The 24,799-nt window shown below is 61.4% G+C and carries 28 protein-coding genes; 17 read left to right on the forward strand and 11 right to left on the reverse strand.

The window, feature by feature from the left end:
* The 3 genes from NKH28_RS31095 to NKH28_RS31105 form a co-directional block, all read right to left on the reverse strand.
* A partial coding sequence (locus NKH28_RS31095) for a helix-turn-helix domain-containing protein (protein ID WP_352981140.1) occupies positions 1-156 on the reverse strand: 156 nt, incomplete at its 3' end.
* Positions 157-338: 182 nt separating this feature from the next.
* A complete protein-coding gene (locus tag NKH28_RS31100) occupies positions 339-1,265 on the reverse strand; it encodes an RsiV family protein (RefSeq protein WP_352981126.1) in 927 nt (308 codons plus the stop codon).
* Positions 1,237-1,512: a hypothetical protein gene (locus NKH28_RS31105; protein ID WP_352981127.1), complete on the reverse strand. Its 276-nt coding sequence runs from the start codon at positions 1,510-1,512 to the stop codon at positions 1,237-1,239. Before NKH28_RS31105 ends, NKH28_RS31100 begins: the two co-directional genes overlap by 29 nt.
* Positions 1,513-1,821: 309 nt before the next feature.
* Between NKH28_RS31105 and NKH28_RS31110 the strand changes: the two genes are divergently transcribed.
* Complete coding sequence (locus tag NKH28_RS31110; protein ID WP_352502365.1) at positions 1,822-2,898, forward strand: type I restriction enzyme HsdR N-terminal domain-containing protein; 1,077 nt, start codon at positions 1,822-1,824, stop codon at positions 2,896-2,898.
* A 165-nt stretch (positions 2,899-3,063) separates the two neighbouring features.
* On the opposite strand, the gene NKH28_RS31115 is transcribed toward NKH28_RS31110, so the two are convergent.
* Genes NKH28_RS31115 through NKH28_RS31135 form a run of 5 tightly spaced genes read right to left on the reverse strand, consistent with a single transcriptional unit; the run spans position 3,064 to position 7,521 of the window.
* Positions 3,064-3,459 (reverse strand): hypothetical protein, encoded by a 396-nt coding sequence (locus tag NKH28_RS31115; protein ID WP_352981128.1) that lies wholly within the window; start codon positions 3,457-3,459, stop codon positions 3,064-3,066.
* A gap of 46 nt (positions 3,460-3,505) precedes the next feature.
* Positions 3,506-4,630, reverse strand: a complete 1,125-nt coding sequence (gene dprA / locus NKH28_RS31120) for a DNA-processing protein DprA (RefSeq protein WP_352981129.1) — start codon at positions 4,628-4,630, stop codon at positions 3,506-3,508.
* Positions 4,627-5,214, reverse strand: a complete 588-nt coding sequence (gene plsY / locus NKH28_RS31125) for a glycerol-3-phosphate 1-O-acyltransferase PlsY (protein ID WP_352981130.1) — start codon at positions 5,212-5,214, stop codon at positions 4,627-4,629. The genes dprA and plsY overlap by 4 nt, the downstream gene beginning before the upstream one ends.
* Positions 5,215-5,272: 58 nt before the next feature.
* The gene (locus tag NKH28_RS31130; protein WP_352981131.1) at positions 5,273-6,559 is read right to left on the reverse strand and encodes a dihydroorotase; all 1,287 of its coding nucleotides are present in this window, start codon (positions 6,557-6,559) and stop codon (positions 5,273-5,275) included.
* Positions 6,559-7,521, reverse strand: coding sequence for an aspartate carbamoyltransferase catalytic subunit (locus NKH28_RS31135; RefSeq protein WP_352448791.1), 963 nt, complete (start codon positions 7,519-7,521; stop codon positions 6,559-6,561). The genes NKH28_RS31130 and NKH28_RS31135 overlap by 1 nt, the downstream gene beginning before the upstream one ends.
* A gap of 155 nt (positions 7,522-7,676) precedes the next feature.
* Here NKH28_RS31135 and NKH28_RS31140 point away from each other — a divergent pair, with 155 nt between their 5' ends.
* The 3 genes from NKH28_RS31140 to NKH28_RS31150 all read left to right on the forward strand — a co-directional run bounded on the left by NKH28_RS31140 (position 7,677) and on the right by NKH28_RS31150 (position 10,330).
* Entirely contained in the window at positions 7,677-9,305 is a 1,629-nt protein-coding gene (locus NKH28_RS31140; RefSeq protein WP_352971264.1) for a DNA alkylation response protein, read from the forward strand.
* Positions 9,306-9,464: 159 nt separating this feature from the next.
* On the forward strand, positions 9,465-10,019 hold the full coding sequence (locus tag NKH28_RS31145; RefSeq protein WP_352981132.1) for a hypothetical protein: 555 nt from the start codon (positions 9,465-9,467) through the stop codon (positions 10,017-10,019).
* Positions 10,019-10,330: a DUF6105 family protein gene (locus NKH28_RS31150; RefSeq protein WP_352471672.1), complete on the forward strand. Its 312-nt coding sequence runs from the start codon at positions 10,019-10,021 to the stop codon at positions 10,328-10,330. Before NKH28_RS31145 ends, NKH28_RS31150 begins: the two co-directional genes overlap by 1 nt.
* On the opposite strand, the gene ruvX is transcribed toward NKH28_RS31150, so the two are convergent.
* Entirely contained in the window at positions 10,297-10,782 is a 486-nt protein-coding gene (ruvX, locus tag NKH28_RS31155; protein ID WP_352833069.1) for a Holliday junction resolvase RuvX, read from the reverse strand. The two genes, NKH28_RS31150 and ruvX, sit on opposite strands and share 34 nt — an antisense overlap.
* A 116-nt stretch (positions 10,783-10,898) precedes the next feature.
* On the opposite strand from ruvX, the gene NKH28_RS31160 reads away from it, so the two are divergent.
* From NKH28_RS31160 to NKH28_RS31185, 6 genes are all read left to right on the forward strand, one after another.
* Entirely contained in the window at positions 10,899-11,606 is a 708-nt protein-coding gene (locus tag NKH28_RS31160) for a metal-dependent hydrolase (RefSeq protein ID WP_352471670.1), read from the forward strand.
* 54 nt (positions 11,607-11,660) lie between these two features.
* The gene (locus tag NKH28_RS31165; protein WP_352981133.1) at positions 11,661-12,047 is read left to right on the forward strand and encodes a hypothetical protein; all 387 of its coding nucleotides are present in this window, start codon (positions 11,661-11,663) and stop codon (positions 12,045-12,047) included.
* Between the two features lie 75 nt (positions 12,048-12,122).
* Entirely contained in the window at positions 12,123-12,410 is a 288-nt protein-coding gene (gene gatC / locus NKH28_RS31170; protein WP_352981134.1) for an Asp-tRNA(Asn)/Glu-tRNA(Gln) amidotransferase subunit GatC, read from the forward strand.
* 7 nt (positions 12,411-12,417) lie between these two features.
* Positions 12,418-12,876 (forward strand): GNAT family N-acetyltransferase, encoded by a 459-nt coding sequence (locus tag NKH28_RS31175; RefSeq protein WP_352502374.1) that lies wholly within the window; start codon positions 12,418-12,420, stop codon positions 12,874-12,876.
* Positions 12,876-14,441, forward strand: coding sequence for an amidase (locus NKH28_RS31180; RefSeq protein ID WP_352981135.1), 1,566 nt, complete (start codon positions 12,876-12,878; stop codon positions 14,439-14,441). Before NKH28_RS31175 ends, NKH28_RS31180 begins: the two co-directional genes overlap by 1 nt.
* Before the next feature lie 28 nt (positions 14,442-14,469).
* Positions 14,470-15,279, forward strand: coding sequence for a YdcF family protein (locus NKH28_RS31185; RefSeq protein WP_352613755.1), 810 nt, complete (start codon positions 14,470-14,472; stop codon positions 15,277-15,279).
* On the opposite strand, the gene NKH28_RS31190 is transcribed toward NKH28_RS31185, so the two are convergent.
* Positions 15,216-15,971: a DUF599 domain-containing protein gene (locus tag NKH28_RS31190; RefSeq protein WP_352816522.1), complete on the reverse strand. Its 756-nt coding sequence runs from the start codon at positions 15,969-15,971 to the stop codon at positions 15,216-15,218. The two genes, NKH28_RS31185 and NKH28_RS31190, sit on opposite strands and share 64 nt — an antisense overlap.
* A 170-nt stretch (positions 15,972-16,141) precedes the next feature.
* Between NKH28_RS31190 and NKH28_RS31195 the strand changes: the two genes are divergently transcribed.
* From NKH28_RS31195 to NKH28_RS31210, 4 genes are all read left to right on the forward strand, one after another.
* Positions 16,142-17,545 carry an L-serine ammonia-lyase gene (locus tag NKH28_RS31195; RefSeq protein WP_352502378.1) on the forward strand — a complete coding sequence of 468 codons (1,404 nt, stop codon included), beginning with the start codon at positions 16,142-16,144 and terminating at the stop codon, positions 17,543-17,545.
* Between the two features lie 85 nt (positions 17,546-17,630).
* A complete protein-coding gene (locus NKH28_RS31200) occupies positions 17,631-18,068 on the forward strand; it encodes a DUF1489 family protein (protein WP_352466463.1) in 438 nt (145 codons plus the stop codon).
* A 124-nt stretch (positions 18,069-18,192) separates the two neighbouring features.
* A complete protein-coding gene (locus tag NKH28_RS31205; RefSeq protein WP_352613752.1) occupies positions 18,193-18,924 on the forward strand; it encodes a vWA domain-containing protein in 732 nt (243 codons plus the stop codon).
* On the forward strand, positions 18,924-19,622 hold the full coding sequence (locus tag NKH28_RS31210) for a DnaJ domain-containing protein (protein ID WP_352981136.1): 699 nt from the start codon (positions 18,924-18,926) through the stop codon (positions 19,620-19,622). Before NKH28_RS31205 ends, NKH28_RS31210 begins: the two co-directional genes overlap by 1 nt.
* 48 nt (positions 19,623-19,670) lie before the next feature.
* Here the strand turns inward: NKH28_RS31210 and NKH28_RS31215 are convergent, their stop codons facing one another.
* Positions 19,671-21,059 (reverse strand): SPOR domain-containing protein, encoded by a 1,389-nt coding sequence (locus NKH28_RS31215; protein ID WP_352540574.1) that lies wholly within the window; start codon positions 21,057-21,059, stop codon positions 19,671-19,673.
* Between the two features lie 298 nt (positions 21,060-21,357).
* Here NKH28_RS31215 and NKH28_RS31220 point away from each other — a divergent pair, with 298 nt between their 5' ends.
* The 3 genes from NKH28_RS31220 (at position 21,358) to clpA (ending at position 24,762) form a co-directional block, all read left to right on the forward strand.
* On the forward strand, positions 21,358-21,687 hold the full coding sequence (locus NKH28_RS31220; protein WP_352471661.1) for a phasin family protein: 330 nt from the start codon (positions 21,358-21,360) through the stop codon (positions 21,685-21,687).
* 273 nt (positions 21,688-21,960) lie between these two features.
* The gene (clpS, locus tag NKH28_RS31225) at positions 21,961-22,287 is read left to right on the forward strand and encodes an ATP-dependent Clp protease adapter ClpS (protein ID WP_023717744.1); all 327 of its coding nucleotides are present in this window, start codon (positions 21,961-21,963) and stop codon (positions 22,285-22,287) included.
* A 6-nt stretch (positions 22,288-22,293) separates the two neighbouring features.
* Positions 22,294-24,762 carry an ATP-dependent Clp protease ATP-binding subunit ClpA gene (gene clpA / locus NKH28_RS31230; protein ID WP_352613749.1) on the forward strand — a complete coding sequence of 823 codons (2,469 nt, stop codon included), beginning with the start codon at positions 22,294-22,296 and terminating at the stop codon, positions 24,760-24,762.
* The last annotated feature ends 37 nt before the right edge of the window (positions 24,763-24,799 follow it).

Consider the following 24,799-nt stretch of genomic DNA (forward strand, 5'->3'; position numbering starts at 1 on the left):
CTCCAGCCCTTCCTCCCTATAGCGGTTGAAGATCTTGTAGCCAGTCTTGCGCGAAATCCCGAAATCCCGGCACACATCGCTCATGCCTTCTCCCGCGAGAAGGCGGGCAACGAAACGTAGACGTTCCTCCATCACCGAACACTCTCTCCACGGCATCAACACCTCCGGCCAAAAGCCAAAAGTGTTACCCATGTGTCCGGTACAAACGTCACCTATGTCTCAGGCCGCGCAAAATCAATAGCTTAGCTTTCTGCCGGTCTTGCTGAATTTGCGGATCTCAATGGCGAATAGGTAACAACTTTAGGCGAGCTGCCGAGATGGCTCACGGCAGAGCGGCGCTAGTCGTAGGTGTATCTCGTCAGGTTGAGGGCGATGATATACTCTTGGCGCATCATTTTTACGATTAGGGGATAAGGAATTGAGACGTGAGGCGTGCCATCTGCGTAGGACGCGACTTGATAGGAGGAGAAGTGAATATCAAGGCTGTTCTCGCTGAAAGCGAATGATCCGAAATCGGACCACTTCTCAGTTCCCCCGTTTACCCACTCCTCCTCAAGACCGACCGTTTCGCCGGGCTCTGGCTCCTTGTTTCCCCCCGGATTGTAATTTACCAGCCGCTTACGGATTTCCTTCTGTAAAATTGGAAACGCCAGGTCTGGCGTAACGAAAATGCTTTCGAGCGATTCGATTCTGATAAGTGGTTCGAGCAGAAACGCCAAAGTTCTATGGCCGTGCGTAGCGTGCGCTGCCCCGGCACCATACCAATTAATGCGATATAGAAGGGTCAGGACCTTGTGGCAAAACACGGGGTCACCGCAGCGGGCATCGAAAGTGTTCGTCCGAGACCATTTATCCTGGGCATAATTGTAAGAAGCTGAGTCCTGCTCGAATTTAGTTCGGCGATTGGAAAATAAGTGTTCGAGCAATACACCTTTAACATGCTGGCCGATTTGTATGATGTTTGGAATTGTCGTGGAGGAGAATTCTAATATTTGAAGTTCAACGGAATAACCGGGCATTCCCTCCCACTCTTCCTTTATCAAAGTGGGGTGCCAGGTGATTTCCTGATCCAACTGCACGCGCTCCCGCTCACCACCCAATCGCTCGATCTGGTGCGCTATCGCGTCGGATAACGCCTCTTTGAAGCCAGATTGGATGGCGAACAAAGCTTGAATACCCTTCAGTTGGTCAGGAATAGGACTTTCGTCAAGAATTACAGGTATAATAAAAATGTCATCAATCAACTTCTCTTGGTATTTGTCCAAGGAAATTCTTGGCTCCCGTTGGATATAACCTCTGCGGTTGCGAGAATTTTTCGACCAAAGAATTACTATATAATGCCTGATCTATCCAGGGCGCGTTTAATTTCAAAATCCCAATTTTGCCCACCCTTGATTTTCTTGAAGTCGATCCAGCTGTCAAAACCGTTTTGCTTAAGCAGTCGTACAACTCACCGGCGGCCTCGCGATCCGGCTTGGCATAGCTAATGAAAACTTGAAAAGTGCTGTCCAATAGCCAGTCCTCTCTTGCGAATCGTCGAAATTATAGGGGTGTGACCCACCGGAATCTAGGCGGCGAACCCGAGCGCCGGCGACCAAAAATGCGACCAGCGCAGGCTTCAAAAAGTTCTTTGGACGGACTCAATGGTTGGCGGGAGCATATTGTCGAATGCTTGCCAGGCGGCGAAACGGTTGACCGCCGATGGGCATGCGGCAACGGACGTTTCACCTATCTAGCACGCTGCAAGCCCCTAAAGCTCAGATCGACTTGCGCAAACGGCTCTTTTGCACGATCCTCCGTCAACATTCGAGGGAGGGGATTATGAGTGTTGAAGAAAAACTCCGTGTTCTGGCCGACCGTATTAAAACGCATTCCAGCGCAATGCTTACCGAGGAGGCCTTAAAGACGGCAATAGTACTGCCGTTTTTGGCAGCTTTAGATTACGACGTTTTCAATCCTGATGAGGTCATCCCCGAGTTCTGCGCCGACGCAGTTGGAAAGAAAGGGGAGAAAGTAGACTACGCCATCAAAATCGACGGGGAGATCAGGATTCTTGTCGAATGCAAACCGATCACCACGGTACTCGATCGAGTGCATCTCGCGCAGCTGTACCGATACTTTTCCGTCACCAACGCCAAATTTGCTATCCTGACAAATGGCCGCGCCTTTCACTTCCACACCGACTTGGTTGCACCGAACAAGCTCGATGATCGTCCGTTCCTCACATTCGACCTGTCAGACCTACAAGGTCAATTGACATCAGAACTGAAGAAATTCGCGAAAGCTGATTTCAACGTAGATGGAATCCTCCAGTCCGCTCATCGATTGAAATACACTTCTGCAATCAAGAAAGAGATTGGGAGTGTGATGGAGAATCCGCCTGAGGATTTTGTTCGGATGGTGACAGTTGGACTTTACCAGGGTCGATTCACGGGCCAAGTTAAGGAGCAATTCACACCTATGGTCAAAGCAGCTTTTCGCGAGATTGTTCGGGAATCCGTCCAGTCGCGTCTATCCACTGCGTTGGCTGAAACTGAGGTTTCGGAGATTGGCACGGACGGAATTGGCGCCGAAGAAGAAGTCGTCACCACTGAGGACGAACGCGAGGGGTTTATGGTCGTCCGCGCAATCGTTCGCGACCTTCTGAAACCGGCAAGGGTAATCATGCGCGACCAGAAGAGCTATTGCGGTATCCTTGTCGACAACAACAATCGCAAGCCATTGGCCCGACTATGGTTCAACAGGACCGTAAAATATCTCGGGCTTTTCGATGGCGAGAAGGAAGACAAAGTCAAGATCGACTCGTTGGACGAAATCTACGATCACGCCGATCGCTTGCGAGCGACCGCGAAGGAATACCTTGCTGGAGCTATCGCCGCACCATCGATAGTTTCCTGACCCTCTGCATTCTCTGTGCTGCTTAGCAAGAGTCCGGCACACTATGTTCAGTGCCGTCCGGCAAGCGCATATGGTGGGACTGCAGGAGATCGACGACATGTGGAACATGCCGTCAACGCGAGGTTTCTCTCTGGGCCTGCGGCGTTGCCGGCGCGGAGTCTTCCGCTAGCCGCCCACCCCATCGTCCATCATCGTGCCGGTGAGTGCCTCATAGGCTCTGCTGCACAGCTGTGAATTCGGACAATCCTTCACGATAAGCACTGGCACCACGGTGAGAACCGCTGCGGCAAGGATTTGCAGGCAAAGACCGACCGCGCATACCTTCCTGCCGAACACACCGGCCAGGAAGAAGTAGAGACCCTGGGCCATGCAGGCTGCCGTCAGAATGCCCAGAAGCGTGCTGGTCGCTCTTGCGAAGGGCGTTATGTAGCCGTCGGGAAAACCCGACATGCCGAGATCCATCGACCATTGCAGCGCCAGTATGACGCTCAGCGCTGACCAGACGAGGGCCGTCGTGCGAGTGAACAGCGTCTGGTTTGGTTTGTTGCTCGGATCGGCCATCGGGATCACGTCGGGATTGCCTGCCGTGGCATGCGCAAGCCCTCGGTCAGATCAGCGAGACGTTGCCGCCGGGATGGCGTTCGAGCCGTCCGGCGAGGTCGAGCTCCAGCAGCACCATGAACACTTGAGCGGGATGCAGGCCGGTGTGACGGATGATCTCGTCGACTGCTACCGGCGTCGGGCCGAGCGCCTCGACGACGCGGTCGCGGTCGTCCTCGCGCGGCGGCGGTGTTGCTGAAAAGTCGGGCGGCTCTTCAAGCGGCGATGTCCTTGGCGACCAGCCGCCGACCAGCGGCGCTATCGCACTGGTGATATCGGCGGCCTCGGTGACAAGGATGGCGCCGTCCTTGAGCAGGCCATTGGTGCCGGCGGCGCGCGGATCGAGCGGCGAACCGGGAACGGCGAAAACCAGCCGGCCCATCTCGCCGGCAAGCCGGGCGCTGATCAGTGAGCCGGAGCGCTGTGCGGCCTCGACCACCACCAATCCCAATGCAGCACCGGCGACGAGCCGGTTGCGGCGCGGAAAATCCTGTGCGCGTGGCTGCCAGCCAAACGGCATTTCGGAAATGATGGCGCCGCCGCGCTCGGCGATCTCGTCGCACAGGCCGGCATTTTCGGGCGGGTAGGGCAAATCGAGGCCGCCGGCGAGCACGCCGATTGTGCCAGTCGCAAGGCTGCCCTGGTGCGCGGCCGTATCGATGCCGCGCGCCAGGCCGGAGACGATGCCATAGCCGTCGCGGCCGAGATCCGCCGCCAGCATTCGCGCCATCTTGATGCCGGCCAGCGATGCGTTGCGGGCGCCGACGATGGCGACCGCTGGCAAGCGGAACACCGCGCTATTGCCCCTGACCGCGAGCAGCGGCGGCGGATGATCCATGCTTTTCATCAGCGGCGGATAATCCGCTTCGCCGATGCCGACGAAGCGGGCGCCAGCCCGCCGGGCGGTCTCCAACTCCGCCTCGGTCTCGGCAATGGACGGGATGCGGACGATTTTTTTGGCGCCACCCGAAATCATCAGCTCGGGCAGCATCGATAGCGCTGCTTCGGCCGAACCGAACCGGTTGATCAGGTCGCGAAAGGAAGCCGGGCCGACATTCGGCGTGCGGATCAGACGAAGCCAGCTCAGCCGCTGCCGGTCGCTGAGGCGCGGCCCGGCGGCGGGCTCGCTCACTCCTTGGCCCCGATCTTACCCTCGGTGCCGGCAAGCAGCCGCGCAATGTTGGCGCGGTGCTTTACGATGACGATTAGGCTCATCGCCGCGAAAAGCCCGGCAATCTGCGGCGTGCTCAGGAAATATAGCGCCATGGGCACCACGACTGCTGCCGTCAGTGCCGCAAGCGAGGAGAAGCGGAACAGGAAGGCCACCGCCAGCCAGACGACGGCGAAGATCAGCGCCGCCTGCCAGGCAAGGCCGATCAGCACGCCAAGGTAAGTGGCGACACCCTTGCCCCCCTTGAAGCCGAGCCAGACCGGAAAGAGATGACCTAAAAACGCGCCGAAGCCGGCCCAAAGTCCGAGCTCGGGCGCAAAGCCGCCTGCGATCACCACCGCCGCGGTGCCTTTAAGGGCGTCGAGCAGAAGCGTGGCCGCGGCCAAGCTCTTGTTGCCGGTGCGCAGCACATTGGTGGCGCCGATGTTGCCGGAGCCGATGTTGCGCACGTCGCCAAGGCCGGCGGCACGGGTGATCAGCAGGCCAAACGGGATCGAGCCGAGAAGATAGCCGAACACCAATGCCAAGACGGGACTGTAAGCCATTGTTCCCCCGAACTTTCCTTGGCTGAGCGGATTTTAAGCCGTGACGCCTGTTTTCGTCCTAGGCCGAAAACACTGTGCGGCCCGCCACCATTGTTTGCAAGACCTTGCCTTGCAGTCGCGCGCCTTCGAAACAGGTGTTTTTCGAGCGTGAGCGGATGCCGCTCTCGCTGACGACCCATGGCTCGTCCAGATCGACGAGCGCAAGGTCGGCCGATACCCCCGGTTTCAGCGTGCCGCCGGGCAGGCCGAACAATCTTGCCGGCGCGGTCGACAGTGTCTCGACCAGCCGGAGCAGCGTCACGTCGCCATTGTGATAGAGCCGCAGCGCTGCGCCTAGCAGCGTTTCCAGGCCGATGGCGCCGGCCGCGGCATCGGCAAAGGGAAGGCGCTTGGTGTCGACGTCCTGCGGGTCGTGCGAGGAGACGATGAGATCGATGGTGCCGTCCTTGATCGCTTCGATCATCGCCAGCCGGTCTTCCTCGGCGCGCAGCGGCGGCGTCAGCCGGAAGAAGGTGCGGTACTCGCCGACATCATTCTCGTTGAGCGACAGATTGTGGATCGACACGCCTGATGTGACATTGGCGCCATCGGCTTTCGCGCGTGCTACCGCGCTTGCCGCCATAGCCGTCGAAATCTTGGCAGCGTGATAGGCGCCGCCGGTCAGGCGAGCCAACGCGAGATCGCGCTCCAAGGGGATCGATTCGGCTTCGCGCGGAATGCCGGCAAGGCCAAGCCAGCTTGCGTAAAGGCCTTCGTTCATCACGCCGGCCGAAGCGAGGTCGGCGTCTTGGGTTTCATGCGCGATGACGCCACCGAAATCGCGCGCATAGGTCAGCGCGCGGCGCATCACCAGCGCGCTGGCAATAGAATGCCGGCCATCGGTGAAGGCGACCGCGCCGGCCTCGCGCAGCAGGCCGAATTCGGTCATCTCGCGGCCTTCCAGCCCCTTGGTGATCGCTGCTGCCGGCAAGATGTTGACGATTGCGGTGTCCTTGGCGGTGCGCAGCACGAACTCGACCAGTGCGACATTGTCGATCACCGGGTCGGTATCGGGCATCATGACGATTGAGGTGACGCCGCCGGCCGCCGCAGCGATGCTCGCCGAAGCAATGGTCTCCCGGTGTTCGCCGCCGGGTTCGCCGATGAAGACGCGCGCGTCGATCAATCCGGGGATGATAGTCTTGCCGGCGCAGTCGATGATGGTGGCGCCGTCGGGCGCGCCCTGGTTCAAGGCCGCCTTGCCGGCGGCAACGATTTTGCGGCCTTCAACGATGACGGTGCCGACCTCATCGATGCCGCGCGACGGGTCGACGATGTGGGCCCGGCGGAAGACCGTAATGCTCATTAGGCGCGGCCCTCGTGATTTCGACGGGGGTCGAGCAGCGCTTCCATAACCGCCATGCGCACGGCGACGCCCATCTCAACCTGTTCCTGGATAACGCTTTGCGGGCCGTCGGCGATCTCGGAGGCGATCTCGACGCCGCGGTTCATCGGGCCGGGATGCATGACCAGCGCACCGTCCTTGGCCGCCTTCAGCTTCTCCGCGTCGAGGCCGAAATAGCGGAAATATTCGCGCACCGACGGTACGAAAGCGCCTTCCATGCGTTCGCGCTGCAGGCGCAGCATCATTACCACGTCGGCGTCCTTCAGACCCTCGGCCATGGAACGTGTGACGATGACGCCCATCTTCTCGATGCCGGCGGGCAAAAGCGTCGAAGGGGCGACGACCCTGACCTGGGCACCAAGCGCGTTGAGCAGGATGATGTTGGAGCGGGCCACGCGCGAATGCAGGATGTCGCCGCAGATCGCCACGATCAGCTTCGACAACGGACCCTTGACGCGGCGGATGGTCAGTGCGTCGAGCAGCGCCTGGGTAGGGTGCTCATGGGCGCCGTCGCCGGCATTGACCACCGAACAGCCAACTTTTTGGGCAAGAAGTGCTGCCGCGCCGGCCGATTGATGGCGGATGATCAATATGTCGGGACGCATGGCATTCAGCGTCATCGCCGTATCGATCAGCGTCTCGCCCTTTTTCACCGACGAACTCGCTACGGACATGTTCATGACGTCGGCGCCGAGCCGTTTGCCGGCCAGCTCGAATGACGATTGCGTACGGGTCGAGGCTTCGTAGAAGAGATTGATCTGGGTGCGGCCGCGCAGCGTCGATGTCTTCTTGTCCGACTGCCGCGAGATGGCAACGGCCCTGTCCGCCCGGTCGAGCAGAAGCTCGATGTCGGCAGGGGAAAGATCGCGGATGCCCAGAAGATGGCGGTGGGGATAAAGCGGCAGGGACGATGCGTCGGTCATCTCAAGTCGCTGCTATAGGGGGGAGGCTCCGCGGCTGCAAGCACCGGCTTGGGATTGGATTGGTTCTCCCCGGTATTTTCGTCGCGCGCCGCCGGCCATAGGCTATAAACCGCGATGACTTTGGATTCGCAGACTTCAGGTGATAAGGACGAAGCGTGACCGACGACGTGACCAACCAGCCGCCGCCGCTGGCCGGCGGCAACGCCTGGCGGGGCGATCCGTTGCTGATCCAGCTAGCCGAGCGCTTTTCCGATCCGGTGCGCAAGGACCTCGACGGGCTTGGCCGTTTCGTTCTGACCCATGAGGCGCAGGAACTGGCCCGTCTTGCCAATGTCGAGACGCCGAAGCTCAGGACCCACGACCGCCAGGGTCGGCGCATCGACCAGGTCGAGTTTCACCCCGCCTATCACGCACTGATGCGCCGCTCGGTCGCCAACGGGCTGCATTCGTCGGTCTGGGAGAATGGCGATGCCGAGATAGGCCGCCGCCATCAGGTGCGCGCCGCGCGCTTTTACCTCACGGCTGAGCTCGAGACCGGGCATCTCTGCCCGATCACCATGACCAGCGCTTCGCTGGCGGCGCTGATGGCCAGCCCGAAGCTGTTTCGCGAATGGGCGCCCCGGGTGACGACGCGCAAATACGATCAAAGCCAAAAGCCGCCGGTCGAAAAAGCCGGGCTGACACTCGGCATGGGCATGACCGAGAAGCAAGGCGGCACCGATGTCCGCGCCAACGTCACCAGGGCGGAGCGCGCGGGCAGCGGGTTTTATCGCCTGACCGGCCACAAATGGTTCATGTCGGCGCCGATGTCGGATGCCTTCCTGGTGCTCGGACAGGCGCCGGAGGGACTGTCGTGCTTTCTTGTTCCCCGCCTGCTCGGCGACGGATCCGGCAACGGCTTCCGCTTTCAGCGGCTGAAGGACAAGCTCGGCAACCGCTCCAATGCCTCGTCGGAGGTGGAATTCGTCAACGCTATCGGCGAGATGGTCGGCGAGCCGGGCGCGGGCGTGAAGACGATCATGGACATGGTGACCCTGACGCGGCTCGACTGTGCCGTCGCCTCATCGGCGATCATGCGGGCCGGACTGGCCGAGGCCGTCCACCACACGCGTCACCGCAAGGTGTTTGGAACCAATCTGGTCGAGCAGCCGCTGATGCAGCGGGTGCTGGCCGATATGGCGCTCGACGTTGCCGCCGCTACCGCGCTGTCGTTCCGGCTGGCGCGCTCCTTCGACGAGGCGGCCGGCGACCGCGGCGAGGCGGCCTTCGCGCGCGCCATGACGCCGGTCGTCAAATACTGGGTCTGCAAGATTGCGCCGCCGCTGCTCTATGAAGCGATGGAGTGCCTCGGCGGCAATGGCTATGTCGAGGAGGGGCCGCTCGCCCGCTACTATCGCGAAGCTCCGGTCAACGCGATATGGGAGGGATCCGGCAACGTCATGGCGCTCGACGTGCTACGTGTGCTGGGGCGTGCACCCGGCCTGTTCGATGACGTGCTGGCCGGCATCGACCGCGATCTCGGCGCCGGCGGACGCGGCACCGTCGGCGTGCTCAAGGCGGCAATGCAGGTCGCTGCAACCGACGAGGGCTCGGCGCGGCTCTTGACCGAGCAATTGGCATTGTCGGCGGCGGCGGCAGAGCTTCGCAGGCTCGGGGCAGGGCGGATCGCCGACGCCTTCGTCGAAACGCGCCTCGCCGGCCAGTGGCGCAATACCTATGGCATGATCGATTCCCGCCATGATGCGCGCATGATCATCGATACGCTCTACCCGCCGATCAACTAAGGGCCGTCGCCCAATTCGCAGCCGCTCTCGCGAGCCTGTGGATGGCCGTTAACCTTAACGAATGGTTTCCATTGCGGCGGCCGGTGGCAAAGCCCAGTGTTATGGTTAAGGCAAGGATTGTTCAGCTTGAGCGGCTTTGCCCTGCGAAGCAGGAGAGTCATGCGGCATATTCTGAGCTCTTTTCTGGCATTGCATTGGGCGGCCGTTTTCGCCCTGCTGGCGTTCATTTGCATCGACGGGAATCGAGGCGTGGCGACGGCCCTTGGCGTACTGGGCGTTCCCGTCCAGAACACTCGATTTGCCGATCTCGAAAACGCCGTCGTCGTGGCGCCGCTCGCCGTGGCACTGCTTGTCGTCGCGGTGCTGTTCTGCTGGGCCTTTGTTGAAGCACTGACCAGCGACACGGCCAACCCGGATCCCGCCGACAGCGTCATGCGAATCGCCTTCATTTCCGCCTTAGGCGTGCTGTCGCTGATCGTCATCGGCGGCGCCGCGCAAGGCATCAATGGGCTGTTCATGATTGTCGCGGTGCAATTGGCGGCACTTCTGGCGTCCTATGTCGCGGTGCTCGCGGAGCGGCGGTCGACCGTTGCCGCGGCAGTTCCAGGGACCGGCGAAATCCGAGCGGCCGCGCATGTCATGGCCAAGGCAGCGGCGCATAATTCCTCGCTTGCCCGCATTTCCGGCCGGCTGGATTCGAGGGATGACCGCTGATGCGCACCTTGTTCGCGCTGTGGGCGGCTCCGCTCCTCTTGTTTTGGGGCTGGTTCTTTCTGTCGCTCAACGACATCAATTTCGGCTATGTCATGCTGAGCCGCCAATTACACGATCTCGTCTTCCAGCTCTATGGACAGATGCTCGGCGTTGATCCGGCGCTTATTCCGGGCATGGTGGCGAAAGCTTGCGTATTCGACGGGGTGCTGCTGGTGGCGTTCTGGGCATTTCGCCGCCGCAAGACGATTGGTGGCTGGATCACGGCGATGCGCAACCGCTATTTCGACCAGGCATCGACGCCGAGCGCCTGAAGCCGGTCGAGAACGCCCTGGAGGATGAAAGCGGCCGCCGCTGAATCGATCTTGCCGGCGCGTTTCTTGCGGGAAAAATCCATCTCGATCAGTGTTCGCTCGGCCGCCACCGTCGACAGCCTTTCGTCCCAAAAGACGAACGGCAGATCGGTCAATCCAGCCATGTTGCGGACGAAAGCGCGGGATTTTTGGGCGCGCGGGCCTTCCGAGCCGTCCATGTTGATGGGGAGGCCGATTGCCACGGCGCCGGCATTCTCCTTCTGCAACAGGGCGAGCAGCACTGCGGCATCGAGCGAGAATTTCTTGCGCATGATGACGGGGCGCGGGTGCGCGAACGACAAGCCGCGGTCCGAAACCGCCACGCCGATCGTTTTGTCGCCAAGGTCGAGACCGGCCAGGGTCTTGCCGCCACCCAGCCGGGCCGGCAACTCCTCGATGGTGATGATGCCCAACGGCTTTTCCTTTGACCGCGACGCCGCACGTCCTATACGCGCAAAGCGTGCGCGGCACTTTAATTTCGCCGTCGGCGTTCTATCCTCTACCGAAGCAAAAATCGAGGAAAGCATTGATGAAACTGACCTGGTACGGACATTCGGCATTCAGAATCGAAATCGAAGGCGCGAAAATCCTCATCGACCCCTATCTGGTCGGCAATCCGTCATGGGCGGGCGGCTGGGAAGGGCCGGCCGAAGGGATCACGCACGTGTTGCTCACCCATGGCCACAGTGACCACATCAGCGGCGCCGTCGAAGTGCTCAAGAAGAGCGGCGCGATGCTGGTCGCCAATTTCGAGATTTGCATGTACCTGGTCGGCAAGGGTGTCGGTGACAAGCAGATCAATCCCGGCAATATCGGCGGCACCGTCGATTGCGGCGGCTTCACCACCACCTTCGTTCAGGCTCTGCATTCATCGTCCTTTCCGGGCGAGGGTGGCCAGAATACCTATCTCGGCAATCCGGGCGGGCTCGTCCTGCACTTTCCCGAGGACAAGACGCTTTATCATATGGGCGACACCGACATTTTTTCCGACATGGCGCTGATCAACGAGTTGCACGAACCGAAGATCGGCATCGTGCCGATCGGCGACCGCTTCACCATGGGTGGCGCGGTAGCAGCCCTTGCCTGCCAGCGTTTCTTCAAGTTCGAGACGGTCGTTCCCGCTCACTTCGGCACATTTCCGATGATCGATCAGACCGCCGACAAATTCGTGGCCGGGCTGGATGGATCGGGTGTGAAAGTTGCGTTGCCGAAGATCGGCGAGACGATTACGCTGTAAAGAAAGCCGGTCCGGAACGATACGATGCGCTTGAGAAATTCTCTTTGCATTTCAATGCTGGTTGCCGCGTCGCCGACGCTGGCCGCGGAAAATTTCATCGAGGGCGTCTATCTGCAATCGGAGGACCTCTGCGCGCAGGCCAAAAAGGATACGCTGCAGACGGTGATCGAGGGCGGCAATATCGTGCTGTCGGCAAATGGCCTGGAAAGCATCGAATATAATTGTGAATTCCTGCAGATCACCAAAGCGACACGCTCACCGAGCTGGGCGGTGACCGCTATATGCCAGGAGCCGGGCTACGTCTTTCCCGATGTTCTCTCACTGACACAGATGAGCCCGACGCAGATCGACCTGGTATCGGTTCGGCCTGCCGCCGACGAAGGCGAGCAGAGCGGCAACGGCGGCAGTTATTTCCTCTGCGACGGCGTGGCGATGCCATAGGGCGGTTGAAGGCACGATGCATGTTGCGCGGCACGCGCCGCGCCGCTATAGCGCTGGTTTTCCCGAGGCACAAACATGTCCGTTGATATAAAAACCGTGAAGCGCGTCGCGCATCTTGCCCGTATTGCGGTGAGCGAGGAGGATGCAGAGCGCATGACCGGCGAATTGAACGCCATTTTGGGCTTTGTCGAGCAGTTGAACGAGGTCGATGTTTCCGCCGTCGAGCCGATGACCTCGGTCACGCCGATGGCGATGAAAAAGCGCCAGGACGTCGTCACCGACGGCGGCAAGGCAGCCGACATCGTCGCCAATGCACCGGCGACCGAAGAAAATTTCTTCCTTGTGCCGAAGGTCGTGGAGTAGCAGGCCGATGGCAATCGACATCGCGGCTGAGACGCCGCTGCAGGACGATGTGCGTGGGCTGATCGAGGAGCTCAACGCCACATTGCTGGAGCTGACGCCGCCAGAGCATTGCTACCACTTGACGGTCGAGCAGATGGCGGACCGCAACACGACCGTCTTCATCGCCCGCGACAACGGCCTTGCCATCGGGTGCGGCGCACTGAAGCGCCACGATGCTGTCGTAGGCGAGGTCAAGCGCATGTATACGCGACCGTCGCATCGCGGCCACAAGATCGGCGCGAAGATTGTCGAGCGTATCGAGGCGCTGGCGCGCCAAGAAGGGCTTAAGCGTCTGGTGCTGGAGACGGGCGACCGTCATCCCGCCGCCTGGACCGTCTACGAACGCGCCGGTTTTTCGCGCTGCGGCCCGGTACTGGATTATCCCGATTCCGAGTGGTCGGTGTTTTACGAAAAGAGCCTTGCCTGATGAGCGACCTTACCCAGCTGACGATTTCGCAGGCCCGCGCCAAATTGCGCTCCAGGGAGATCACAGCCACCGAAATCACCGAGGCTTATCTATCGGCGGTCGAGCGAGCCAATCCGGCGCTCAATGCCTACGTCGTGGTCACCGACGACAAGGCGCGCGACATGGCCAAGACCTCCGACGCGAAACTGGCCAAGGGCGAGGGCGGGTCGCTCGAGGGTATCCCGCTCGGCATCAAGGATTTGTTCGGCACCGAAGGCGTCCACACCCAGGCCTGCAGCCATGTGCTGGACGGCTTCAAACCGCGCTACGAATCGACGGTCACCGCCAATCTGTGGGCGGATGGTGCCGTCATGCTCGGCAAGCTCAACATGGACGAGTTCGCCATGGGCTCGTCCAACGAGACCTCGCATTACGGGCCGGTCATCAATCCGTGGCGGCGTTCGCGCTTCGACACGGTGGTAATGCCGACGACACATCAGGGCGAGGGCGGTTTCGTTTCGGCCGGTGGCACCAGGACCGCGCGCACGTTGGACAATGCCCAACTGGTGCCGGGCGGTTCGTCCGGGGGCTCGGCGTCAGCCGTCTCGGCCTTCCTGTGCGCCGGCGCTACCGCGACCGACACCGGCGGCTCGATCCGCCAGCCCGCCGCCTTCACCGGCACGGTCGGCATCAAGCCGACCTACGGCCGCTGCTCGCGCTGGGGGATCGTAGCTTTCGCCTCGTCGCTCGACCAGGCCGGGCCGATCGCGCGCGACGTCCGCGATGCCGCGATCCTGTTGAAGTCGATGGCTTCGGTCGACCCGAAGGACACGACCTCCGTCGACCTGCCGGTGCCGGATTACGAGGCGGCGATCGGCCGCCCGATCAAAGGCATGAAGGTCGGCATCCCAAAGGAATATCGTGTCGATGACATGCCCGCGGAGATCGAGGCGCTGTGGCAGAAAGGCATTGCCTGGCTGCGGGATGCCGGCGCCGAGATCGTCGATATCTCGCTGCCGCACACAAAATACGCGCTGCCGGCCTATTACATCGTGGCGCCGGCCGAAGCCTCGTCCAACCTCGCCCGTTACGACGGCGTCCGCTATGGCTTGCGCGTGCCCGGCAAGGACATTGTCGACATGTATGAAAAGACCCGCGCCGCCGGCTTCGGGCGGGAGGTCAAGCGCCGCATCATGATCGGCACCTATGTGCTTTCCGCCGGCTACTACGATGCCTACTATCTGCAGGCGCAGAAGGTTCGAACCCTGATCAAGCGTGACTTCGAAAATGTGTTTGCAGCAGGCGTCGACGTCATCCTGACGCCGGCAACACCTTCCGCTGCCTTCGGCATCGCCGACGAGGACATGGCCGCCGACCCGGTCAAGATGTATCTCAATGACATTTTTACGGTGACGGTGAACATGGCCGGCTTGCCCGGTATAGCGGTTCCAGCCGGGCTCGACGCCAAGGGGCTGCCGCTCGGCCTGCAGCTGATCGGCCGGCCTTTCGACGAGGAAACGCTGTTCCAGACTGCCCACGTCATCGAAAAGGCGGCCGGCACATTTCAGCCGGAAAAATGGTGGTAGGATCGTTTCTCATCTGAGGGGGTGAGGGATGTTCTTCTATGTCTCCAAGATTCTCTGGCTCTTCGTCCAGCCGCTTAATCTCGCGATCATCCTGCTGCTGGCTGGATTGCTTGCGGCATTGGTCGGGCGCAAGAGGCTGTTTGCCACCGGGAGCGTGCTGGCATTCCTTGTCCTTGCACTCTCGGCGTGGACCTCGCTCGGCGCAGTGATGCTTAATCCGCTCGAGGAGCGTTTCCCCAAGCCACCGCTGCCGGAACGAGTTGACGGAATCGTTGTGCTCGGCGGCGGTATGGAGAGCGCCATCAACTTCGTCCGCGGTGGCTATGAACTCAACGCCAGTGGCGACCGATTGGTCGAGGCAGCCGTGCTGGCACGGCGTTTTCCGACAGCGAGGGTCGTCATTTCAGGTGGCCCCATTGCAATGGTCCGCGAAGACGAGGGCGATGCGGCGACAGCTCCACGCCTGTTCACTGCGCTCGGCGTGACGGCCGATCGGCTGGTCCTTGAGGGCAAATCACGCAACACCTACGAGAATGCGGTCTTCACCAAGCAACTGATCACGCCAAAACCGGGCGAGACCTGGCTGCTGGTGACCTCGGCCTTCCACATGCCACGCGCCAAGGCGCTGTTCGACAAAGCCGGTTTTGCGACGGTTCCGTGGCCGGTCGACTACCGCACCTCCGGCAGGGAAGGCATCGGCCTGTTCCGCACGGATGCCAACGAAGCACTGCAGACCACAACCATCGCGACCCGTGAATGGATCGGGCTGATTGCCTACTGGCTGTCGGGCCGGATAGACCGGCCTTTTCCGGCGCCGGATGTTGGGCCGGGCGGCTGACCGAGCACCGCCTGCCGCGCCGCCGAGAAAAACTGGCGGCGCACCAGCACCGCCAGGAGCAGCAGCGTCGACAGGACGAACACCGCGGGATCGACGAACCAGCCAAGATAGCCAATCGAGAAGAACACGCCGCGCAGGCCCGAATTGAAATGCTTTCCGGCCAACATGTTCATGCGCGCGGCACGCCACACCGCCGTTTCGGTGACCGGATTGCGCGACGCCTCGCCATGCGGAATCGGCACGGCGCCGATCAGGATCGAGCAATAGTTGAACAGCCGGTAAGCCCAGCCGAATTTGAAGAAGGAAAAGGCCAGGATCAGCACCAGCCCGAGCACCTTCGTCTGGAAGGCTGCGCGTGAGGACGTGGCGCCAAACGGCAGGTCGCTCAGCACGGTCAGAACCTGATCGGAGGCGCCGAGCAGGGCAAAACAGCCGCCGATCGCAATCAGCGAACTGGAGGCAAAGAAGGCGGTCCCCTGTTGCAGCCCGCTCATGATGGCGGTGTCGACGATGCGGATCTCGCGTTCGGCCATGGTCCGCATCCAGGCCTCGCGCTGCGTGTTCATAGCCCTCGTCAGCGACATGCGGCTGACCAGCATTCCATCGGCGGCGAGCGTATGCAGCACCCACGCGGCAAGGAAGAACCCCAGCGCCGCAAGGTCGGCCGTCGATAGGTGAAAGGAATCGCTCATGCGTTGCTTTTACCACAGGCGGCAGTAATGCTTCGATGGCCGAAGTTGGAATGTCGCTGCCGGAGCAAACAAGGTCGGCAGGCGCAGCGCCGCAATCTTCAAAACAGCGGAAAACATCATGGGAATTCCTATATGTAGACCTCAACAGGGTCCCAGGAGAAAACGCCCACGTGTTCCTTTCGGTTTTCGACTTGTTCAAGATCGGCATCGGCCCATCGAGTTCGCACACGATGGGGCCGATGACGGCCGCGCGGCGGTTTCTCGACGAGATTGCGGGAGACGACTGGCCGCGCCCGGCCGGCGCCAAGGTCGACCGGATCGCTGCCAGCCTGCATGGCTCGCTCGCCTACACCGGCATCGGCCATGGCTCCGACCGAGCCGTGGTGCTCGGCCTCGCGGGCCAGACGCCGCAGACGGTGGATCCCGACCTAGCAGACGGCATCGTCGCTGGCATCGCCGCCGAGAAACGGATTTCGCCGCCCGGCCATCCGTCCTACCGTTTCGACCCGGCAACGGATCTTGTGCTGGATCGCAAGACGCCGCTGCCGGGTCACGCCAACGGCATGGCCTTCTCTGCCCATGATGCCGGCGACCGGTTGCTGCTGAGGCGCGTCTATTATTCGATCGGCGGCGGCTTCGTAGTGTCCGAGGAAGAACTGCAGCGGATGAAAGCAAGGGGCTCGGCGACAACCGAAGGCAAGAAGGTTCCGTATCCGTTCAAGAACGCCGTCGAAATGCTGTCCATGGCAGCGAAAAGCGGGCTTTCCATTGCCGAGATGAAGCGCGTCAACGAGGAGACACAGATGTCGCGCGGGGAGCTCGACGCCGGCCTCGACGGCATCTGGAGCGCCATGAAGGGCTGCATCGAGCGCGGCCTGTCGCAAGACGGCATCATGCCAGGCGGACTCAAGGTGCGCCGCCGTGCCCGGATGCTGCACGACAAGCTGCAGGAGCAATGGCAGCAGAACCGGCCTAACCCGCTGCTCGCCAACGACTGGCTGTCGATCTATGCGATGGCGGTCAATGAGGAGAACGCTGCCGGCGGCCGTGTCGTCACCGCGCCAACCAATGGGGCGGCCGGCACTCTGCCCGCAGTGCTGCGCTACTGGTTGCATTTCCATCCCGAAGCCGACCAGCCCAGCATTCGCGATTTCCTGCTGACGGCGGCGGCCGTCGGCGGCATCATCAAAACCAATGCTTCGATCTCGGGGGCGGAAGTCGGCTGCCAAGGCGAGGTCGGTTCGGCTTCGGCAATGGCTGCGGCGGGATTGTGCGCCGTCATGGGCGGCACGCCCGAGCAGGTCGAGAATGCTGCCGAGATCGCGCTGGAACATCATCTCGGCATGACCTGCGATCCGGTCGGCGGCCTGGTGCAGGTGCCGTGTATCGAGCGCAACGCGCTTGGTGCCGTCAAGGCGGTGACCGCCGCTTCGCTGGCCATCAAGGGCGACGGCGTTCATTTCGTGCCGCTCGATGCCGCGATCGAGACGATGCGCCAGACCGGCCTCGACATGAACGAAAAGTACAAAGAAACCAGCCTTGGCGGATTGGCCGTCAATGTCGTGGAGTGCTGAGCGCCAATCTGGCGGCATGGACCACCACTGTGGAGAAGTCGATCAGGCCGTTGACGCGTTCGCGTGCTGGACTAAACCTTAAACGATGTCTCTCAATCTCATAAAGCTTTGCGTCGGCTGTGACAGCGTCGAGGATCTGGAAGAGTGGATTGCCTTCCGTCTCGACGAGCGGCGCCGCGCCGGCGAACCGGCCGAGCACTACCACACCACCCGCATGGTGCCGACGCGTGGCGCCGAGATTACCGACGGCGGCTCGCTCTACTGGGTGATCAAGGGCAATGTCCAATGCCGCCAGCTGATCACCGAAATCCGGCCCTTCACCGATGACGAGGGCATCGGCCGTTGCCATCTGATCCTCGATCCCGAGGTCGTGCGCACTGACTGGCAACCGCGCCGTGCATTCCAGGGGTGGCGCTACCTGAAGCCGGCGGACGCGCCGGCCGATCTCGGCAAGGGCAAAGCCGGGCTGATCGAGATGCCGCCGAAGCTCAGGCGTGAGCTTGCCGATCTCGGCCTGCTCTGACGCCGAGAAGCGCAACGCCAAGACCACCAGCCGAAGCGCTGTCCGCAGGTGCCATCATCACAGGTCCTCCAGGTCGCCTCATCTGGGCTTGCAAGCCGGGGGACAACGCCACATCTTGAATGTCATGAGCGACAAGAAGCAGCCCGTGCCTGCAAGGGCCAATCCTGCGCCGGTCGAGTCTCAATCGAGCACCGGCGAGATCGACGCGTTTCTCCGTCAGGCAAGGACGCTCGCTGCATCCGCCACCGGTTCAGGCAGGCTGATCCTGTCCCTCGACGCGACAATGAGCCGCCAGCCGACCTGGGATCTCGCCTGTGCGCTGCAGGCCGAGATGTTCGACGCCGTCGGCAAGGCCGGGGCGCTCAAGGTTCAACTTGTCTATTTTCGCGGCCTTGGCGAGTGCCGCTCATCCGCATTCGTCACCGATACCGCAGCTCTGAAACAGCTGATGACGCGCATCAACTGCCGCAGCGGCCGTACCCAGATCGGCAAGGTGCTCGCCCACGCGCTGAAACAGACGGCGGCGGCCAAGGTCAACGCGCTGGTCTATATCGGCGACGCGATGGAAGAAAACATAGATGATCTGGCCGAAAAGGCCGGCAGCCTCGGTCTGCACGGCGTTCCTGTCTTCGTCTTTCAGGAGGGCCATGATGCCGCTGCGGAAAAGGCGTTCAAGGAAATTGCGCGGCTGTCGAAAGGGGCCTGGTTCAGGTTCGATCGGCGGGCTGCCGCGACGTTGGCCGGCCTGCTTTCGTCCGTCGCCGTGTTTGCCACCGGCGGGCTGAAGGCACTGGAGGCCCGGGGCAGGCCGGAAGACCGACTGATGATCGAGCATATGCGGGGCGGCGGAAACTGATGGGCGCGATTATCGCTTTCGTAGCATTGCTTCTGGTGTTTCTCGGCATGCTCACCATCTTCCTGCGCGCCGATCCGGCGAAGCTTGCAGGCGGCATGAGGACGCTTGGACCTGTGCTGCTCGGGCTGGTCGGCGTCGCCGTGCTGCTGGTCGGGCGCGAGGGCATCGGGGGCTTGATCCTGTCGGCTGCGCTCGCCTGGTACGGCTCCATGCGCATGAATCGGCCGGCAGCCAAACTGGCGGCGGGCAAGCGTTCGACAGTTCGTACGGCGGCGCTTGAGATGGAACTCGATCACGATACCGGCGGCCTCGAAGGCCTTGTGCTGGCCGGGCGCCATGAAGGCAAGATGCTTGGCTCGATGGGGCTTGCCGAATTGCAGCAACTCTATCGCGAACTCTCCGGCGATCCGGAGAGCCGCCAATTGCTAGAGACGTATCTTGACGGCCGATTTCCCATCTGGCGCAAAGACGCTGATGCGAATGGTGGCGAAGAGCTGGGTGTTGCGCCAGGTTCTGGCGCCATGACTAAGGAGGAGGCCTACAAGATCCTTGGTCTTGAAGCGGGGGCTGCCGCGGCGGATGTCCGCAAGGCGCACCGCCGCCTGATGCAGCGCCTGCACCCCGATATCGGTGGCACGTCTTTCCTGGCGGCGCGGATCAATGAAGCCAAGGACGTCTTGCTCTCCAATCACAACTAGTCTCCTTCGACGCAAGAACTTCGGGACAGATATCGTTTCGCGCGCCGCTTACTGCTGGACGGCGTAGCACTCGATCTTCTTCTTTTTCAAAGCGTTGCAGGCTTTCCAGGCAGCCGTCTTCGAACCGAAACCACCGAACCGGGCGCGGTAGTAGGTGACACCGTCCTTGTCGAAGGCGACGGTGAAACCGGAGGCATCGGTCAGAACGGAGGGCGCCTGCTTCGTCGCTTTGTCGAGGAAAGCCTTCGCTTCGGCCTGTTTTGGCGAAGAGGCGACCTGTATTGCCCAGCCGGATGGCACCGACGCCGTGCTGACCGGATCGACCTCTGCCGCCGGTTCGGCATAGGCTGCGGCGACCCGGGCTGTCGCCACGTCGTCCACCGTCGACACAGCCGTCGTCTTGACCCTCTTGGCCTGAACGACCGGAGCGGTCTCTTCAACGACGGGCGCATTTTCCTCGACAAGAGAGGCAACGGCATCGTCGTCCGGCTTACTGTCCGGTGTCGGCGCGTCATGCTTCGGTAGAAGCACCTTGGCCAAGGCTGAAATCGGATTGCCGCCGCCGGCCTTGGCAATCAGCACGCCGCCGCCGCGCGACGACGCCTGCGGCATGTAGGCATTGATCAACCCGGCCATCTGGCTGTCGCGGCTGCCTCCGGACCTGCCGCCCATGACCACCGCTACGATGCGCCGATCGCCATCCGAGACCGAGGAGACCAGATTGTAACCGGAGGCGCGGGTGTAACCGGTCTTGATGCCGTCGACGCCCTTGATGCGTCCGAGCAGACGATTGTGGCCGTTGATGCGCTGCCGCCCGTAAAGAAAGGAGCGCTGCGAGAAATAGCCGTAATATTGCGGGAAATGCTCTCTCAGGGCGATGCCGAGCATCGCCATGTCGCGCGCGGTCGTGAACTGGCCGGGATCAGGCAAGCCGTTGGCGTTGCGGAAAACGGTTCCCCTCATGCCCAGCGCCCGCGCCTTGGCGGTCATCATGCGGGCGAAATTGGCTTCGTTGCCGCCGAGCGTCTCGCCAAGCGCCGTTGCGGAATCGTTTGCCGATTTGGTCACCATCGACAGGATCGCGGTCTCGACCGTGACCGAGCCGCCCCGCTTGACGCCGAGCTTCGTCGGCGGTTCGGCAGCGGCATTGGCCGAGAACACGACCGGGGAATTCTTGCTGATCCTGCCCTTCGCCAACGCCTCGAACGTCAGATAGAGCGTCATCATCTTGGTAAGCGAAGCCGGATAGCGCCGGCCATCGGCATCCGACGAATAAAGCACCTTGCCGGTCTTGGCATCGATGACGATGGCCGCCGACTTGGCCGCCATGGATGAAGCCGCGTCCGCGACGACGAAGCTCATCGCCATGGCGAGGATCATGATCGTTTTGAAGGGGGACACGGATTTGGAAACGAAGCCCGACAACGCCTTACGCACTGATAGTTCCTTTGAATTTCCGTTGCCTTGGAGGCGGCAAAGGGTCCTGCCTCACCTCCGGCCACGCTAACGCAGGCAGCGTTACCAATCCGTTTATGGTAACCGCCGCGTTCACCATTTTCTGTGGGATTGAGCTTCTCTTTATTCGAATCTTAGCGAATGCCGGCAGCTCACGATCCGCATTGCCGCGGGAATCTTGACTTTTGTGCACTGCACAATATATTTACACGCATTGCACAACGCGGCCCGGACAAGCCGCGTCTATCGTCCAAGGCAACCGTTCAAGGGAATGCGTGAAATGACCCAGACCTATGAAGATTTCAGCAAATACGGCAAGGAATTTGCGGACACCGGATTGAAGAGCTTCGCCTCGCTGTCCAAGGGGGCGCAGGCTATCGCCGCCGAGGCGGGTGAGTACACCAAGAAAAGCTTCGAAGCCGGTAGCGCCGCTGTCGAGAAGCTCTTTTCCGCCAAGTCGCTGGACAAGGCGATCGATATCCAGTCCGACTATGCCAAGCAGTCCTATGAGAGCTTCGTCACCGAGGCCACCAAGCTTGGCGATCTCTATGCCGAACTCGCCAAGGAAGCTTACAAGCCGTTCGAATCGATCGTCGCCAAGGCGAAGTAAATTCGACGAACATTCCGAGCCGGCCCTTGGGCTTGCAAAGACAGACCCGGTCGCGAACGCGCGGCCGGGTTTTTTCATGCCAGCTCGAAATCGGGGCCTGCGGTCTTCACGATTTGAAAAATCGGTCAAGTTTGGCCACCTAGCCATATTGTCAGCTAAACAGAAGGGCTTAAAATCGTCCATCGAACACCTACATGTCGAGCATGCATGAGGATTCGAAAGAGGCAGGACTACGTGACTATAGGTTTGACTGCCACGAGCTACGTGGTGCGAATGCAGAACGGCAGCAACGGCAATGAGGCCGGTCGCGGCACGGCCGTCATCACGCGCACAAAAACCAAGACCAAGAAGCCCAGTCTGTATCGGGTCCTCATTCTTAACGACGACTACACACCCATGGAATTCGTGGTCCACGTGCTGGAGCGCTTTTTCCAGAAGGACCGCGAAGCCGCCACACGCATAATGCTTCATGTTCACAATCATGGGGTGGGCGAGTGCGGGGTCTATACATTCGAGGTGGCCGAGACCAAAGTGTCTCAGGTCATGGATTTCGCCCGACAGAATCAGCATCCGCTGCAATGCGTGATGGAGAAGAAGTGAGGTAACATGCCGGCTTTCTCCCAAGGCCTGGAAAAGGCGCTTCACCAAGCGCTGACGCTCGCCAATGAGCGGCACCATGAATATGCAACCCTTGAACATTTGCTGCTCGCCCTGATCGACGACACCGAGGCGGCCGCTGTCATGCGTGCCTGCAACGTCGATCTCGACGAGTTGAAGCATACGGTCCTCACCTATATCGACACCGAGCTCGACAACCTCGTCACCGGCTACGATGAAGATTCCAAGCCGACTGCCGGTTTCCAGCGCGTCATCCAGCGCGCGGTGATCCATGTGCAGTCGTCAGGCCGCGAGGAAGTGTCCGGCGCCAACGTGCTCGTCGCCATCTTCGCCGAGCGCGAGAGCCACGCCGCCTACTTCCTGCAGGAACAGCAGATGACCCGCTACGACGCGGTCAACTACATCTCGCATGGCATCGCCAAGCGCCCCGGCGCTTCCGAGACGCGGACGCCGCGCGGCGCCGACGACGAGCAAGGCAGCCAGAGCGGAGCCGAGCCGCAAGAGGAAGGCGGCAAGAAGAAGCAGCAGCAGGACGCGCTGACTGCCTATTGCGTCAACCTGAACAACAAGGCCAAGGCCGGCAAGATCGATCCATTGATCGGTCGCGAGAGCGAGATCAACCGGACCATCCAGGTGCTGTGCCGCCGCTCCAAGAACAACCCGCTCTATGTCGGTGATCCTGGCGTCGGCAAGACGGCAATCGCCGAAGGCCTCGCCAAGCGCATCGTCGAGGGCGACGTTCCCGAAGTGCTGCACAATGCCACCATCTTCGCGCTCGACATGGGCACGTTGCTGGCCGGCACCCGCTATCGCGGCGATTTCGAGGAGCGGCTGAAGCAGGTCGTCAAGGAGCTCGAGGATTATCCCGGCGCCGTGCTGTTCATCGACGAAATCCACACCGTGATCGGGGCAGGGGCCACCTCCGGCGGGGCCATGGATGCGTCGAACCTGTTGAAGCCGGCGCTGTCTTCGGGCGCGATCCGCTGCATCGGCTCGACCACCTACAAGGAGTTCCGCCAGTTCTTCGAGAAGGACCGCGCGCTGGTGCGGCGCTTCCAGAAGATCGACGTCAACGAGCCGACTGTCGAGGACGCCATCGAGATCATGAAGGGCCTCAAGCCCTATTTCGAGGAGTTCCACAAGGTCCGCTACACGAGCGAGGCGATCAAGGCTTCGGTCGAGCTCTCGGCGCGTTACATCAACGACCGCAAGCTGCCGGACAAGGCGATCGACGTGATCGACGAGACCGGCGCCTCGCAGATGCTCGTGCCGGAAGCCAAGCGCAAGAAGACCATCGGTATCAAGGAGATCGAAGCGACGATCGCCACGATGGCGCGTATCCCGCCGAAGACGGTTTCCGCCGACGACGAGAAGGTGCTGCAAGGCCTCGACATCGAGTTGAAGCGCGTCGTCTACGGCCAGGACACCGCGATCACAGCGCTGACCTCGGCCATCAAGCTGGCGCGGGCCGGCCTGCGCGAACCGGAAAAGCCGATCGGCTCGTACCTGTTCTCGGGTCCGACCGGTGTCGGCAAGACGGAAGTGGCCAAGCAGCTCGCCGCCTCGCTCGGCGTGGAGCTGATCCGCTTCGACATGTCGGAATATATGGAACGCCACACCGTTTCACGGCTGATCGGCGCGCCTCCCGGCTATGTCGGCTTCGACCAGGGCGGCCTTCTGACCGACGGCGTCGACCAGCATCCGCATTGCGTGCTGTTGCTGGACGAAGTGGAGAAGGCGCATCCGGATCTGTTCAACATCCTGTTGCAGGTCATGGATCACGGCAAGCTGACCGACCATAACGGCAAGCAGATCGACTTCCGCAATGTCATCCTGATTATGACCACCAATGCGGGCGCGTCCGACGCGCAGCGCGCGGCCATCGGTTTCGGTTCGACCAAGCGCGAAGGCGACGATGTCGAAGCGATCAACCGGCTGTTCACGCCGGAGTTCCGCAACCGTCTCGATGCGATCATTCCGTTCGGCTCGCTGCCGGTGCCGGTCATCCATCAGGTGGTGCAGAAGTTCGTCATGCAGCTGGAAGCGCAGCTTTCCGAGCGCGGCGTGACATTCGACCTGTCGCAGGAGGCGATCGCATGGCTGGCCGACAAGGGCTATGACGAGCGCATGGGCGCCCGGCCGCTTGGCCGTGTCATCCAGGAGCACATCAAGAAGCCGCTGGCCGACGAGGTGCTGTTCGGCAAGCTCAAGAAGGGCGGCACGGTACGTGTCACCGTCGAGAAGAAGGAAACCGGCGAGACCGGCCTGAAGCTCGAATCGCTCGCCGACGAGGCGCCGGTGAAGCCGAAGAAGGAAGAGCCGGACGACGTGCCGAAGGCCAAGAAGGCCGTGGCGAAGAAGCCCGCCGCGAAAAAGGCGGTGGCGCCGAAGCCGGAGCCGAAAGGCAAGGATGGTGGCAAGCGCAGCCTTGTGCCGCAACTGCCGCGTAAGAACTGACGAATCCACAAATCAAAAAAAGCCCCGGCACCGGGGC

Source organism: Mesorhizobium sp. M1227 (assembly GCF_040318315.1).
Classification (GTDB): Bacteria; Pseudomonadota; Alphaproteobacteria; order Rhizobiales; family Rhizobiaceae; genus Mesorhizobium.

Excerpts from the sequence above, each read along its gene's own strand:
- NKH28_RS31190 (WP_352816522.1), bottom strand. The coding sequence starts at position 15,971 with ATGAGCGATTCCTTTCACCTATCGACGGCCGACCTTGCGGCGCTGGGG.
- NKH28_RS31110 (WP_352502365.1), top strand. The coding sequence starts at position 1,822 with ATGAGTGTTGAAGAAAAACTCCGTGTTCTGGCCGACCGTATTAAAACG.
- NKH28_RS31135 (WP_352448791.1), bottom strand. The coding sequence starts at position 7,521 with ATGACCGACGCATCGTCCCTGCCGCTTTATCCCCACCGCCATCTTCTG.
- NKH28_RS31205 (WP_352613752.1), top strand. The coding sequence starts at position 18,193 with ATGAGCGACAAGAAGCAGCCCGTGCCTGCAAGGGCCAATCCTGCGCCG.
- NKH28_RS31185 (WP_352613755.1), top strand. The coding sequence starts at position 14,470 with ATGTTCTTCTATGTCTCCAAGATTCTCTGGCTCTTCGTCCAGCCGCTT.
- clpS (WP_023717744.1), top strand. The coding sequence starts at position 21,961 with ATGCAGAACGGCAGCAACGGCAATGAGGCCGGTCGCGGCACGGCCGTC.
- NKH28_RS31115 (WP_352981128.1), bottom strand. The coding sequence starts at position 3,459 with ATGGCCGATCCGAGCAACAAACCAAACCAGACGCTGTTCACTCGCACG.
- NKH28_RS31180 (WP_352981135.1), top strand. The coding sequence starts at position 12,876 with ATGAGCGACCTTACCCAGCTGACGATTTCGCAGGCCCGCGCCAAATTG.
- plsY (WP_352981130.1), bottom strand. The coding sequence starts at position 5,214 with ATGGCTTACAGTCCCGTCTTGGCATTGGTGTTCGGCTATCTTCTCGGC.
- NKH28_RS31200 (WP_352466463.1), top strand. The coding sequence starts at position 17,631 with ATGTCTCTCAATCTCATAAAGCTTTGCGTCGGCTGTGACAGCGTCGAG.
- NKH28_RS31160 (WP_352471670.1), top strand. The coding sequence starts at position 10,899 with ATGAAACTGACCTGGTACGGACATTCGGCATTCAGAATCGAAATCGAA.
- gatC (WP_352981134.1), top strand. The coding sequence starts at position 12,123 with ATGTCCGTTGATATAAAAACCGTGAAGCGCGTCGCGCATCTTGCCCGT.
- NKH28_RS31210 (WP_352981136.1), top strand. The coding sequence starts at position 18,924 with ATGGGCGCGATTATCGCTTTCGTAGCATTGCTTCTGGTGTTTCTCGGC.
- NKH28_RS31175 (WP_352502374.1), top strand. The coding sequence starts at position 12,418 with ATGGCAATCGACATCGCGGCTGAGACGCCGCTGCAGGACGATGTGCGT.
- NKH28_RS31220 (WP_352471661.1), top strand. The coding sequence starts at position 21,358 with ATGACCCAGACCTATGAAGATTTCAGCAAATACGGCAAGGAATTTGCG.
- NKH28_RS31130 (WP_352981131.1), bottom strand. The coding sequence starts at position 6,559 with ATGAGCATTACGGTCTTCCGCCGGGCCCACATCGTCGACCCGTCGCGC.
- NKH28_RS31145 (WP_352981132.1), top strand. The coding sequence starts at position 9,465 with ATGCGGCATATTCTGAGCTCTTTTCTGGCATTGCATTGGGCGGCCGTT.
- NKH28_RS31150 (WP_352471672.1), top strand. The coding sequence starts at position 10,019 with ATGCGCACCTTGTTCGCGCTGTGGGCGGCTCCGCTCCTCTTGTTTTGG.
- NKH28_RS31165 (WP_352981133.1), top strand. The coding sequence starts at position 11,661 with ATGCTGGTTGCCGCGTCGCCGACGCTGGCCGCGGAAAATTTCATCGAG.
- clpA (WP_352613749.1), top strand. The coding sequence starts at position 22,294 with ATGCCGGCTTTCTCCCAAGGCCTGGAAAAGGCGCTTCACCAAGCGCTG.